Below are 12,697 nucleotides of genomic sequence, written 5' to 3' on the forward strand. Positions count from 1 at the left end.
GCTTACCCCACACTCCGTTGGTTCTCCGCCCAGCCTGAAATCCACGCCTGCCTCAGCCTGTCGCCCTCGCCGGGGAAATGCGCGCCCGTTGCCTCGCAGGCTTCCACGCGGTCGGCGCGGAAGTTGCGGATGGCTTTGCGCAATTCGCACCAGGCGACGATGTTGGCCGTCTCGGAATAGTAGATGAGGGCGATGGGGCGGATCGTGCGCTCGGTGGCGCGGGCATATTCGTCGCGGTAGTCGATCACCAGCTTTTCCTCGTCGCGGATCGCGCGGCGCACGGTGGCGAGGTCGATGCCCTCCGGCTGGGGCCGCGTTGTGCCCCAGGCGTGCAGCGCGCGGGCCGAAAGCGTCTGGCGCAGCGGCGGCGGCACGGCCCCGGCGATCTTGTCGCCGACGCGGCGGGCGGCGGCGCGCAGCTCCGTATCGCCGGTACGCTCCAGCAATGCCAGCGCCAGCACCACCGCTTCCGTCTCCTCGATGGAGAACATCAGCGGCGGCAGGTCGAAGCCGGGGCGCAGGATATAGCCGATGCCGCGCTCGCCCTCGACCGGCACGCGCATCGCCTGAAGGGCTGCGATATCGCGGTAGATTGAGCGCACCGTCACCTCCAGCCGCTCGGCGATTTCGGCTCCGGTAACGGGCTTGCGGGCAAGCCGCAGGATCTGGATGATCTCGAAGAGCCGCGAGGCCTTGCGCATGGTCGTCTCCATTACAACTGACACATCCCTGTCAGTTGGCCTTCGGTATAGCACGCTTCAAGCGCTTGAAACAAAAGGAAGCATGGGTCTTCCGAGCGGTTTATGGTAACGGACAACTGACATGACCTACAGCGAAAACCTCTGGCTCTTCTTCCTGCTCGTCTCCGGCATCATCATCGTGCCGGGCATGGACATGGTCTTCGTGCTCGCAAGTTCGCTCTCCGGCGGGCGCAAGGCCGGCTTGTCGGCGACCTTCGGCATCATGGCGGGCGGGCTCGTGCACACGCTCTATGCGGCGCTCGGCGTCGGCATGCTGCTGCATTTCGCGCCGAACCTGTTCAATATCCTGCTCGTGCTGGGCGCCGCCTATGTCGCCTGGATCGGCTGGCAGCTCTTCCGCTCGTCGATCACCATCGATGCCGTCGACAGCCTCGACCGGCGAGGCATGCTGACGCGCTTCCGCCAGGGCGCGCTGACGAGCCTGATGAACCCGAAGGCCTATCTCTTCATGCTCGCCGTCTTCCCGCAGTTCCTGCGCCCGGAATTCGGCCCGCTGTGGCGGCAGGCGACGGTCATGCTGCTGATGATCTGGGTGACGCAGCTTGCGGTCTATGGCGGGCTGGCGCTCGCCGCCGCCCGCAGCCGCGATGCGCTGATCGGCAGCCCCGCGGCCACCCGCTTCATCGGCCGTGCGGCCGGCGTGCTGCTGGTGGCGATCGCGGCATTTACATTGTGGCGGGGCTGGGGCGCCTTGTGAGACGCGGCAGCACGCCGTCACGGCCGAGAAGGCCGAGCCAGGTGGCGAGGATGACGATGGGCGCGACCGGCCAGCCGAGGAGGCTCAACAGGGGCATGACCAGGGGCACGCAGGCGAGGCAGACCAGGGAGAAGCGCAAGGCGAGGGACGACGGCCTGCGGTCGATCCAGAGCACGGCGGATGCGACGAGCGCCACGAGATCGTAGCTCGCCAGATAGGGCATAACCATCGCCGTGGCAAAAACCGTGCTCGCCGAACGCGCTTCCGGCTGGTCGAGACGCAGAAGGCTGACGCTGAAGAGGACGAGCGCCAGCACCGCGAAGGGCAGGTGGACCGCAAACGCCGTCGGCGCGCCAAAATCCAGGCTGCGGATCGCGCCGAAGACGGTGGGCATCATATGGAGGAACAGGCCCGTCAGTTCCTTCATGACATGCACCTGGTAGGGCGTGACATAGTGAAAGAACCCCGCCCAGGCCTCGATGCCGAACAGGGCGACGGAGAGCAGGAAGAGGGCCAGCGCCGTCACGACGGCGCTGGCGATGGCTGGCCACCGGCGCTCCCACAGCAAGAGCAGGGGAAGCAGCACGCCGAGTTGCGGCTTCACCGTCAAAAGCCCGAAGCAGATGCCCGCCAGCACCGGCCGGCTGTCGCGAAGCGCAAGCCCGGCGATCAGCAGCGCGCCGAGCAGGAAGCCGTTCTGCACCACGAAGGCGTTTGTAAGCGCTACCGGCAGCAGAAGGAGAAGCTGCCATCCCTTCATCTGCCGGGCGGCGAGGTGCAGCGCGCCGCACAGCAGGAGAAATGTGGTGATGAGGAAGAGGACGAGGGCCGTCTTGTAGGCGAAAAGCCCGAGCGGCAGCATCAGCAGCAGGTAATGCGGCGGGTAACTCCAGGCGCGCCAGGGATAATCGGCGCCGAACAGCGACCGGAGATGCGCGAGATAGCTCTCATGCGGGCCGAAGACGTCGAGCGTGCGGCCTTCCAGCGCCAGCCGCGCCGCCATCCAGTAATTGGCGAAATCCTTGTCCGTCCAGTGCAATGTCAGCGTGCCGGGGTCGATTGCGAGCATCACGACGAAGACCGCGCCGACGATCGTGGCGAGAAGGGCGACGGAGAACAGGGGGGAGGCGGCTTTTCGCATGCGGGACAGAGACCCCTCGGGGCGACACTTGCGAAAAACCTGCCATGCCGAGGTTAAGGAACGCTTCATGTAGCACCGGCAGCCGGGCGCTTTCGCGACAGGTTCCATCAAAAAGATTTTACTGTCTGGAATCGTTCAAAATGCAATCATGCTCATGCATCGTTAAACCGGCGGCGCGGAAACAACCGGCCGCCAGCAATCGGGAGAACTTGATGAAGTTCAGGACATTGGCGGCCGCGGCCGTGCTTGCGGCCATCGGCGCCGGCGCGGTCATCGCGGCGGACGAACCGCAGGTCGTGCGCCAGGGCATGATGAAGAGTGTGGGCGGTGCCATGGGCGCGCTCGCCGGCATTGCCAAGGGCGAAAAGCCCTATGACGCGGAGATCGTCAAGGCATCGCTGACCACGATCAGCGAAGTCGGCAAGGCTTTCCCGGACCAGTTCCCGGCCGGCTCCGAGACGGGCCATGAAACCGAAGCGAGCCCGAAGATCTGGGAAGCGATGGACGACTTCAAGGCCAAGGCGGCGAAGCTCGGCGCGGATGCCGACACGGTGCTCGCCAGCATGCCCGCCGACCAGGCTGGCGTGGGTGCCGCCCTCGGCACGCTCGGCCCGAATTGCGGCGGCTGTCATGAGGTCTACCGCCTGAAGAACTAGGCGCGGTAGGCCGGCTCCACCCCAGAAAAACAAGCACTGTCCCGGCCTCCGTCCGGGGCGGTGTATTGACGTTTCGATCCGCAAGGACAGGATCGCGCAGGCGGCGAGAGGGAATGGCTCATGGCACTGAAAAAACTCCTCGGCGGGATCGTCGTGCTGGGCGCGCTCGGCGCGGGCGCCTTTGTCTTCCTCACGGCGCCCGAGCGGCTGCCGGCGGAGACCTGGGCTGCGGCGGGCGAACCGGATCTCGCGAACGGTGAGCGCATCTTCCATGCCGGCGGCTGTTCGAGCTGTCATGCGGCACCGGGGGCGGCGGACGACCAGAAGCTGGTGCTGGCCGGCGGACTGGCGCTGAAGAGCCCCTTCGGCACCTTCCACGCGCCGAACATTTCACCGGACGAGACGGCAGGCATCGGGGCGTGGACGCTCTCGGAATTCGGCGACGCCATGAAGCGCGGCACCGGCCGCGACGGCGAACATCTCTACCCGTCCTTCCCCTACGCCTCCTATGCGCGCATGACGGTAAAGGACATCAACGACCTCTACGGCTACCTCAAGACCCTGCCGAAGAGCACGAATGTCGCGCCCGGGCATGAGCTGCCGTTCCCGTTCAACATCCGCCTGGCGCTCGGCGGCTGGAAGTTCCTCTACCTGAACGAAGCGCCGCGCGTCGAACTGGCAAATGCCGATGAGACGGTCAAGCGCGGCCAGTATCTCGTCGAAGGCCCCGGCCATTGCGGCGAATGCCACACGCCGCGCGACATGCTCGGCGGTCTGAAGACCGACCAGTGGCTGGCCGGGGGGCCGAACCCGGAAGGCGAGGGGCGCGTGCCCAACATCACGCCGGCCGAGGGCGGCTTCGGCAGCTGGAGCGCCGGCGACATCGCCAACTACCTCGAAACCGGCTTCACCCCCGACTTCGACAGCGTCGGCGGCGCCATGGTTTCGGTGCAGAAGAACATGGCGCAACTCCCCAAGGAAGACCGCGACGCCATCGCGGCTTATTTGAAGGCTATCCCCGCGCGGTGAGGGCAGAGGGGGGAGCGGCGAGGTTCGTCGGATCAGGCCGGTGCCTTTTTATGTTCATCGCCGTACATGCCGAGATAGCCAAACAGTTCGTCCGAGCCGAGGCCGATGGCGTCGAGGATTTCGCGGGCAAAGCTGACGGGTGCGGCGCCCGAGGCGGTGATGACGCCGCGGTCGCGCATGGCCTGCGGCTGGTTGCGGTAGAGCGCTTCGCCGCGATAGGCGGGGCCGACCTGTTTCATCTGCCCGGCGAAATTGCCGGTATGGGCACGATCGTCGAGCAGGCCCAGGCGGGCGAGTTCCAGCGTGGCGTCGCAGATCCCGGCGACGGGCTTGCCGGCGGCCACGAAACGCCCGACCGGAGCCGAAAGGTCGGGCGCGGCATCCGATTGCCAGACCGTGCCGCCGCAGAGCACCAGAACGTCGAAACCGTCGGGCGAAACCGCTTCCACCGCCCCTGCCGACGTGATGGAGACGCCGCCGAGCGAGGTGACCCCGGCGCCGCCGGGCGTCAGCACCACGGTCTCCGCCCCGCAGTCGCCGCGCGCCGTCGCCATCAGCAGCCCGCATTCCCAGTCGGCGTAACCCTCCGTCAGCACGATTGCCAATCGCTTCGCCATGATGGCCTCCTCTTGTCGTGGCGCTTCAGCCCAGCGCCTGTACGTAGCGCATGCCGGTGACCGGGCCGGCGCGGAAATTCATCTGCTCGTAGAAGCGGTGCGCGCCGAAATTGCCGGTCGCGGCACTCACGGACAGGTAGCCGCAGCCGGCAATGCGGGCGTGCTCGCGGGCGCGGGAAACGAGGTGGCGGCCGATGCCGTGGCCGCGATTGTCCTTGCGCACGAAGATCTGGTGCAGCTCCATGCCGCGCAGGCCTTCGAGCGCGCGGTAGAGCGGCACGAGCAGCGCGTAGCCGATCAGCCGTCCGCCAGCTTCCGCCACAAGGGCCGTAACCCAGGGATTGTTGCCGAACAGGTCGCGGTCGAGATCGGCGGCGGAGATCCTGGCGGTGTCGCCGTGGCATTCGGCATGCAGCGCGATCATGTCGAGGATCTGCTGCAGGTCGCCCGGGCGCGCGGCGCGGATGGTCAGCATCGGCGGGCGTTCGAGGGCATTCGGTTCAAGCTTGATGACGGTATTGTGCATTTCGGGCTCCTTCGGTTTTCTGCCATCAGGTGCCTTAGAAACAACAAAGCCGCCTGACGGCGGCTTGTTGACATGATCAATCAGCCGCTCCTTATCGGAACAGCCAAAAATACGTTGCGGCGATGTGCGTGCTCTTGATCATGGACGCGATATTCTCCGTTTCGCGCCATTTGTCAATTGGTCCACTGCAAGAAACATGCGGGACAAAATGGGGATGAAAGCGGAGACTGGTCAGGCCTCCGCTTCCTCCGTGCCGGCGGCGGCTTGCCCGGCCGCCGTGCCTGCCTGCGGGTTCTCGTCGATGCCGAGCTGTTGCTTCATGGCGCGGCGGATCTCTTCCTCGATCGCGTCGCGCGCTTCCGGCGGAAGGGCCGCGAGGCTCTCCTCCGTCAGGCCCATCTCCTCCAGCATTTCCTTGCGCAGGCGCTCGGCCGGCGTCATCTTGGAAAGCTCCATGAATTCCGCGACGAGGCTGTCGCTGCCGTCCTCGGCCTTGTCGAGCTTGGCCTGTGTCAGCCACAGCGCATTGGCAAAGCCGGAAGAGATCGGCGCGGTGGGGCTGACGGTGGGGATATTGCGGGCCGAGGAACCGCCGCCACCCATGCCGCTGTAGAGGCTGTCGTCGCTGGTCTGGGTGCGTGGCTTGCCGAGCGTGTAGGCGGAAAGCATGCTGCCGTCGATCTTCATGCAAATGGTTCCCTGAAACAACTTTAGGAAACCCTAGCGGTTGCAGCTTTTGCGAGACTTACTGGTTTTGGAAGACTGGCCTGTTCCTACACTTCGCTCTCGACGCGGCCCGCGCCGAGGCGGACGACATGGTCGGCGGGCGCGATAACGCTTTTGCGGTGGGTGACGGCAAGGATGGTGACGTCGCCGGCAAGGCCCCGGATATGCTGCATGATTCCCGCCTCCGTCGCCTCGTCCAGCGCCGAGCTTGCCTCGTCGAGGAAGAGGAATTCCGGATCGGCATAGAGCGCGCGGGCAATGGCGATGCGCTGCCGCTCGCCGCCCGAAAGCTTCATGCCGCGCTCGCCGACCATCGTCGCAAACCCCTCCGGCAGGCCCTCGATGAAGGAAAGAATCGCCGCTTTTTCGGCGGCGCGCTTCAGCCGCGCCGCGTCCATTTCGCGGCCGAGCACGATGTTGACGGCGAGCGTGTCATTGAGCAGCACCGCCTCCTGCGGCACGATGCCGACCGCGCCATACCAGTTGCGCTGGGAAACGCTGTCGAGATCGCCGCCATCGACGGTGATGCGGCCGCTCGCGGGGCGGATCGATTTCAGCACGAGGCGCAGCAGCGTCGATTTGCCGGAGCCCGTCTCGCCGACGAGATAGGTAATGCGGCCGCGCTCGGCGGCAAAGCTGATATTCTCGACGCCGCGGCCGTTTTCATGGGCATAGGAGACATTCTCGAAGGCGAGCCGGCCCTCGCCGGAGGAGAAGCCGCCGGCGGCCGCCGCGTCCGGTTCCTCGGGGGACGCCCAGATGCGGGCGAGCGGTAGCAGGTTGGCGCGGGCGCGCACCACGTCGTCGATTGCATGGCCGATCATCTCGAAGGGCTGGTTGAGCTGCAAAAGCAGCGTGTTGAACAGCACGACGTCGCCGACGCTGAACTCACCCGCCCGGTAACGCGGCAGGAGCAGCAGGAAGGTGACGACGAACTGCACGGCGAGCCCCGCGCCCATCAGCGACGAATAGCCGATGCGCCGGCGGCAGAAGGTGATCCAGTTGTCGCGCTCCTCTCCGGCCTTTTCGGAAAAGCGCGCCTGCATCCAGCCATGGCTGCCGAAATGGCGCAGCGTCTCCATCGCCGTCATGGCATTGCCGACGAATTTCGCGTTCTCCTGGCCGGCCTTGATCGCCTCGTCGAGATATCTGCGCGTGCGGTGGTTGGCAACGGCGGTGAGCGTGATGAAGGCGCAGCCATAGGCAAGAACGATCAGCACGACGTCGAGATTGATCGTCGCGCCGAGCATGACGAGGGCGAGCGCGATCTGGGTGGCGCCGGGAATGAACACGATGAGGGCGAGCTGCACGAGCGTCATCATCGCGCCTTCGCCGCGCTGCCCGGCGCTTTCGATCTCGGCGGGATTGTGCTCGGTGAAGAAGGCGGCGCTCTTCTTCAGCAGCCGTTCGAAGAGGCTCGTGCTGGCGATGAAGCTGAGGTTCTGCGCGCTCATGAAGGAAAGGTACTGCACCATGTTCTGAAGCGCGGCGGATGCGCCGATCAGCACGGCATAGAGCACGAACCCCGCCGCCAGCACCTCTGCGAAACGGTCGGCCGTCAAGGTGTCGACGAGGCGGGAGAACAGATAGGGCGCGGCGACGGAGGAGATCGCCGAGAGGAAGACGATCGCGGCGACGAGCGCCAGCAGGCCGCGCGAGGAACGCCAGTAATTGACGAGAACATGTTTCACCGGCGCGGCGATCAGCCGCCAGTCGTCCTTCATGGGCAAACCTCCAGGGGAGCGTAGAAAGGCCGGCGCGGGGAGGCAACCCGCGCCGGCTGAAGCAGACCGACAGGCTGTTACGGCAGCGTATAGGCGATGACGTAGTCGCCGGGCTTGGTGCCGACGGAGCCGTGGCCGCCGGCGACGATCAGCACGTACTGCTTCTGCCCGACCGTGTAGGTCATCGGCGTGGCCTGGCCGCCGGCGGGAAGCCGGGCTTCCCAGAGCTGGTTGCCGCTCGTCACGTCATAGGCGCGCAGATAATCGTCGACCGCGGCACCGAGGAAGGCGAGGCCGCCCTTGGTGATGATCGGGCCGCCGATGCCGGGCACCCCGACCTTGAAGGGCAGCGGCAGCGGCGTCATGTCCATGACCGTGCCGTTCTTGTGCTTGTAGGCGATCTTGCCGGTGGCAAGGTCGGCACCCGCGACATAGCCCCATGGCGGCGCCTGGCAGGGAATGCCGAGCGGCCCGAGGAACGGCCCCATGACGACGCCGTAGGGCGCGCCGTCATTGCGGTTGAGGCCTTGTTCGGAGCCCTTCTCGTCCTGCCCCTTCGGCGGAATCTGGTCACGCGGCACGAGGCGGGAGGTGAAGGCGAGGTAGGTCGGCATGCCGAACATCACCTGCCGCTCCGGATCGACCGCGACGGAGCCCCAGTTGAACGTGCCGAAATTGCCGGGATAGACGATCGTGCCTTCCAGCGACGGCGGCGTATAGCGGCCCTCATATTTCATTGACAGGAAGTCGATGCGGCAGGCGAGCTGGTCGAACATGGTGATGCCCCACATGTTCTTCTCGGTCAGCGGCGGGGGCGAGAAGGTGAGGTCGGAGATCGGCTGGGTGGGCGCGGTGAAATCCTCCGGGATGGCGCCCGTGGGCGCCGGTATTTCCTTCACTCCGATGATCGGCTCGCCGGTGCGCCGGTCGAGCACGTAGATGTCACCCTGCTTGGTCGGGCCGACGAGGGCGGGGATGGTGGCGCCCTCGCGGGTGATGTCGATCAGCGCCGGCTGCGCCGGCACGTCCATGTCCCAGAGGTCGTGATGCACCGTCTGGCGCACCCAGCGCACGGCACCGCTCTTGATGTCGAGCGCGACGATCGAGGACGAATATTTCTCGACATGCTCGCTGCGGCCCATGCCGAGCTGGTCGGGCACGCGATTGCCGAGCGGGATATAGACGAGGCCGAGCGCCTCGTCATAGCTGAAGACCGACCAGGAATTCGGCGAGTTGACGGTATAGACCTGGCCTTCCGGCAGCGGCGTCGTGACGTCCGGATTGCCGGAATCCCAGTTCCAGACGAGCGCGCCGGAATTGACGTCGAAGGCGCGGATCACGCCTGATTGCGACTGGGTCGAGTAATTGTCGTTGACCGCGCCGCCGATTATGATCTTGCCGTCGGTGATCACCGGTGGCGAGGTGGAATAGTAGTAGCCGGCCGGGTTGAAGGGCATGCCCTGTTCGAGCTGCAGCACGCCGTTCTGGGCGAAGCTGGTGCAGACATCGCCGGTGGCCGCGTCGAGCGCGATCAGGCGGGCGTCCGAGGTGGGCAGGTAGACGCGGGTGGCGCAGGTCGTGCCGGCGGTGGCGGCGGGGTCGGCATAATAGGTCACGCCGCGGCAGGTCTGGTGCTGGCGGTCCGGGTTCATGCCGGAGTTGGAATCATATTTCCACTTCTCCTTGCCGGTCGCGGCATCGAGCGCGATCGCCCAATTGTGCGGCGTGCACATGTAGAGCGTGTCGCCCACCTTCAGCGGCGTCACCTGGTAGGTGGTCTCGCCGACGTCGTCGGGCAGTTTCACGTCGCCGGTCTGGTATTGCCAGGCGACCTTCAGCGTCGAAACATTATCCGTGTTGATCTGGTCGAGCGGCGAATAGCGCTGGCCATATTGCGTGCGGCCATACTGGTGCCATTCGCCGGCGGGCACGTTGCCGCCGAGTGCGGGCGTGGCGTTGGCGATATCGGTCGGCAGGTCGCCGGCCATGTCATGCGGGTCCTGCGTCAGCGAAAAGCCGGCGACGCCGATGGCGACGAGCACGGCGACCGCGAGCGGCAGGGCGGAGGCGGCATAGCTTGTGCCGGTGGGGCTGGCAAAGCCGAGCGGCCGGCGGATGGCGGGCAGCATCAGCCAGAGGCCAAGCAGCACGATGACGCCACCGCGCGGGCCGAGCTGCCACCAGTCGAAGCCGACTTCCCAGATGCCCCAGCCGAGCGAGCCGAGAATGATCAGCGCATAAAGCCACAGCGCCGCACTGGAGCGGCGCAAAAGCAGGATGGCAGTGACGATGAAGGCAATGCCGGTGACGAGGTAATAGGGGCTGCCGCCGAGCGACAGCAGCCACCCGCCTCCGCCCGTCAGCACCAATCCGATGATGGCGAAGAGGGCGGCGGTCAGCGTGAGCAACATGGCAGTCTCCGTTAGCGATGCCGGCCGGGGGAGGAGGGGGCCGACATGACGTCCGGCTCAAGGAGGGACGTGGGAGAAATTAGGGCGGAGCCGGGATGCTTCAATGCTGCCGCATTTCTAGTTTTTGCGCAATCTCTACTTGTAAAGCGCCTCACGTTCCGCAGAAGGTTGCCGTGATCTCCTCGCCGGGCCGTGGCGGCTCGGCATAGGCGGCGAAGGCCGGCTGGTCCTCGTAGGGCCTGGAAAGCAGGTCGTTCAGCGCCTCGAACAGCGAGAAATCGCCATAATCGATCGCCGCATTCAGCGCCTCCTCGACCTTGTGGTTGCGCGGAATGAAGGCCGGGTTGACCTTGCGCATCGCCGCCGCGCGGACCTGCGGCGCGGTGGCATCCTGCGACAACCGGTCGCGCCAGGCGGCGAGCCAAGGCGTCAGTGCATTCGGATCCTCAAGCAACCCACCGAGTGCGGCATCCGCTGTGCTATCTTCAGCGGCATCGGCCAACCGCCGGAAGGCGAGCGTATAATCGGCCTTCTGCTCGTAGAGGATGACGAGAAGGTCGCGGATCAGCGCCTGGTCGATCTCCTGCTCCTCGTCGCCGAGGCCGGTCTTGGCGCGGATCACCGCCTTCCAATGCTCCTGGAACCGTTCCATGAAGCGGGTGACGGCGGCGTTTGCCGCTTCCAGCGCCTTGTCCTCGTTCTCGTCGAGGATCGCCAGCATCGCCTCGGCAAGCCGCGCGATGTTCCATTGGCCGATCGCCGGCTGGTTGCCGAAGGCGTAGCGCCCGTGCTGGTCGATCGAGGAATAGACGGTGCGCGGGTCGTAGCGGTCCATGAAGGCGCAGGGGCCGAAGTCGATCGTCTCGCCCGAAATGGTCATGTTGTCGGTGTTCATCACGCCATGGATGAAGCCGACGCCGAGCCATCGGGCGATGAGCGCCGCCTGCCGGTCGGCCACCGCATCGAGCAGCGCGAGATAGGGTTTTTCCGCGCCCTTGAGGTCCGGATAGTGCCGGTCGATGACATGGTCGGCGAGCACGCGCACGTTCTCGGTCTCACCGCGCGCCGCAAAAAACTGGAAGGTGCCGACGCGGATATGGCTGGCGGCGACGCGGGTGAAGACGGCGCCCGGCAGCACCCGGTCGCGATAGACCGCCTGGCCGGTGGCGACGGCGGCGAGCGCCCGCGTCGTCGGAATGCCGAGCGCATGCATGGCCTCGCTGATGATATATTCGCGCAGCACCGGCCCAAGTGCGGCCCGCCCGTCGCCACGGCGCGAATAGGGCGTCTGGCCGGCGCCCTTCAACTGGATGTCGCGGCGCTTGCCGTTGCGGTCGATCACCTCGGCAAGCAGGATGGCGCGCCCATCGCCGAGCCGCGGCACGAACTGGCCGAACTGGTGGCCGGCATAGGCCATGGCGAGCGGCAGCCCGCCGGGCAGCGCCACATTGCCGGAGAAATAGCCCGCACCATGCCGCTCCAGCGCATCGGCGTCGAGGCCGAGTTCCTGGGCCAGCGCCCGGTTGAACTTGATCACCCGCGGCGCCTCTACCGGCGTCGGATCGACGGGCGCGAAAAAGATGTCCGGCAGGCGCGCATAGCTGTTGTCGAAGGCGAATGCCTCGCCGATGGGCTTCGGGTTGCTTGCCTCGTTCATCACGTCCTCGTCCGGCTTTTTTCTCGTCTTCTATAGGTAGCGACTGGCGACAGGAATGAAAGGGTCTGTCCGCTTGTCGCCCTTTGGGCGGGGTGCTACCGTCGCGGGTGGAATTTGGCCGTCCACCATTTCGGGGTTTTGACAGGATGCGTTACCTCGCCCTCGTTTTCCTCTTCCCGTCGCTCGCCTTCGCCCAAAGCTGCGACCCCTGGAGCGCCGGCATGTCGGAGGAGGAAGAGGGGCGCATTATGATGGCCTCCGTCTGCCAGGCTGCCGGCGGCGAGACCTATGATCTCTTCCTGAAATGCGGCGCGGACGGTGAGCTTTCCCTGCGCTTCCTCGTGCAGGCGGCGGATTTTCCGCCGGGCGACGGGCCGGAGTTTTTAAGCCCGCTGCGCCTTACCGTCGATGGCGAGGCCTTCGATCGGCCGGCGCACCACGAGGCGATGGACAATGCGATGGTCAGCGATTTCCCGATCAAGGGGCCGCTCGTCGAGCGCCTCAAGGCCGGCAAGACGCTCACCATCGCCTATCCCGAAACGAAACTGCCGCCGGTCGATTTCCCGCTCAAGGGATCGAAGGCGGCGATCGAGACGCTGGTGGCCGCCTGCACCGGCTCCTGACGGCACATCCCCGTTTTGTCCCGCCGGGGCCTTGCGGGCCAAGCGAAGATCGAATTTCATAACCCACTGAATAAGCAGGCGGTGTCGTCCGTCCCTTTCTTCAGCATGCAATGGGTGAGCGAATTTCCG

General features: G+C 65.9%; 12 protein-coding genes. 4 read left to right on the forward strand and 8 right to left on the reverse strand.

Going from position 1 to position 12,697, the window contains the following annotated elements; genetic code table 11:
• Positions 1-2: 2 nt before the first annotated feature.
• Positions 3-701: a helix-turn-helix transcriptional regulator gene (locus tag AC1Q6Z_RS34010; protein ID WP_492650597.1), complete on the reverse strand. Its 699-nt coding sequence runs from the start codon at positions 699-701 to the stop codon at positions 3-5.
• A gap of 121 nt (positions 702-822) precedes the next feature.
• Between AC1Q6Z_RS34010 and AC1Q6Z_RS34015 the strand changes: the two genes are divergently transcribed.
• A complete protein-coding gene (locus AC1Q6Z_RS34015) occupies positions 823-1,458 on the forward strand; it encodes a LysE family translocator (protein WP_256120794.1) in 636 nt (211 codons plus the stop codon).
• Here AC1Q6Z_RS34015 and AC1Q6Z_RS34020 read toward each other — a convergent pair.
• Positions 1,427-2,599, reverse strand: a complete 1,173-nt coding sequence (locus AC1Q6Z_RS34020) for a glycosyltransferase family 87 protein (RefSeq protein WP_492650598.1) — start codon at positions 2,597-2,599, stop codon at positions 1,427-1,429. The two genes, AC1Q6Z_RS34015 and AC1Q6Z_RS34020, sit on opposite strands and share 32 nt — an antisense overlap.
• A gap of 212 nt (positions 2,600-2,811) precedes the next feature.
• Here AC1Q6Z_RS34020 and AC1Q6Z_RS34025 point away from each other — a divergent pair, with 212 nt between their 5' ends.
• Together AC1Q6Z_RS34025 and AC1Q6Z_RS34030 are read left to right on the forward strand one after the other, a co-directional pair.
• The gene (locus AC1Q6Z_RS34025) at positions 2,812-3,255 is read left to right on the forward strand and encodes a c-type cytochrome (RefSeq protein WP_492650599.1); all 444 of its coding nucleotides are present in this window, start codon (positions 2,812-2,814) and stop codon (positions 3,253-3,255) included.
• A gap of 120 nt (positions 3,256-3,375) precedes the next feature.
• Positions 3,376-4,284: a c-type cytochrome gene (locus AC1Q6Z_RS34030; protein WP_492650600.1), complete on the forward strand. Its 909-nt coding sequence runs from the start codon at positions 3,376-3,378 to the stop codon at positions 4,282-4,284.
• A gap of 32 nt (positions 4,285-4,316) precedes the next feature.
• Here the strand turns inward: AC1Q6Z_RS34030 and AC1Q6Z_RS34035 are convergent, their stop codons facing one another.
• From AC1Q6Z_RS34035 to AC1Q6Z_RS34060, 6 genes are all read right to left on the reverse strand, one after another.
• Positions 4,317-4,901, reverse strand: a complete 585-nt coding sequence (locus tag AC1Q6Z_RS34035) for a DJ-1/PfpI family protein (protein ID WP_492650601.1) — start codon at positions 4,899-4,901, stop codon at positions 4,317-4,319.
• A gap of 25 nt (positions 4,902-4,926) precedes the next feature.
• On the reverse strand, positions 4,927-5,427 hold the full coding sequence (locus AC1Q6Z_RS34040) for a GNAT family N-acetyltransferase (protein WP_256120799.1): 501 nt from the start codon (positions 5,425-5,427) through the stop codon (positions 4,927-4,929).
• A gap of 231 nt (positions 5,428-5,658) precedes the next feature.
• Entirely contained in the window at positions 5,659-6,114 is a 456-nt protein-coding gene (locus AC1Q6Z_RS34045) for a hypothetical protein (RefSeq protein ID WP_492650602.1), read from the reverse strand.
• A gap of 86 nt (positions 6,115-6,200) precedes the next feature.
• Positions 6,201-7,877 carry an ABC transporter ATP-binding protein gene (locus tag AC1Q6Z_RS34050; RefSeq protein WP_492650603.1) on the reverse strand — a complete coding sequence of 559 codons (1,677 nt, stop codon included), beginning with the start codon at positions 7,875-7,877 and terminating at the stop codon, positions 6,201-6,203.
• Positions 7,878-7,954: 77 nt separating this feature from the next.
• Complete coding sequence (locus tag AC1Q6Z_RS34055) at positions 7,955-10,288, reverse strand: glucose/quinate/shikimate family membrane-bound PQQ-dependent dehydrogenase (protein ID WP_492650604.1); 2,334 nt, start codon at positions 10,286-10,288, stop codon at positions 7,955-7,957.
• Positions 10,289-10,439: 151 nt separating this feature from the next.
• Entirely contained in the window at positions 10,440-11,945 is a 1,506-nt protein-coding gene (locus AC1Q6Z_RS34060) for a protein adenylyltransferase SelO (RefSeq protein WP_492650605.1), read from the reverse strand.
• A gap of 146 nt (positions 11,946-12,091) precedes the next feature.
• On the opposite strand from AC1Q6Z_RS34060, the gene AC1Q6Z_RS34065 reads away from it, so the two are divergent.
• Entirely contained in the window at positions 12,092-12,568 is a 477-nt protein-coding gene (locus tag AC1Q6Z_RS34065) for a hypothetical protein (protein ID WP_492650606.1), read from the forward strand.
• Positions 12,569-12,697: the final 129 nt, after the last annotated feature.

It is taken from the genome of Shinella sp. GW835-FHT14H05, assembly GCF_058793575.1.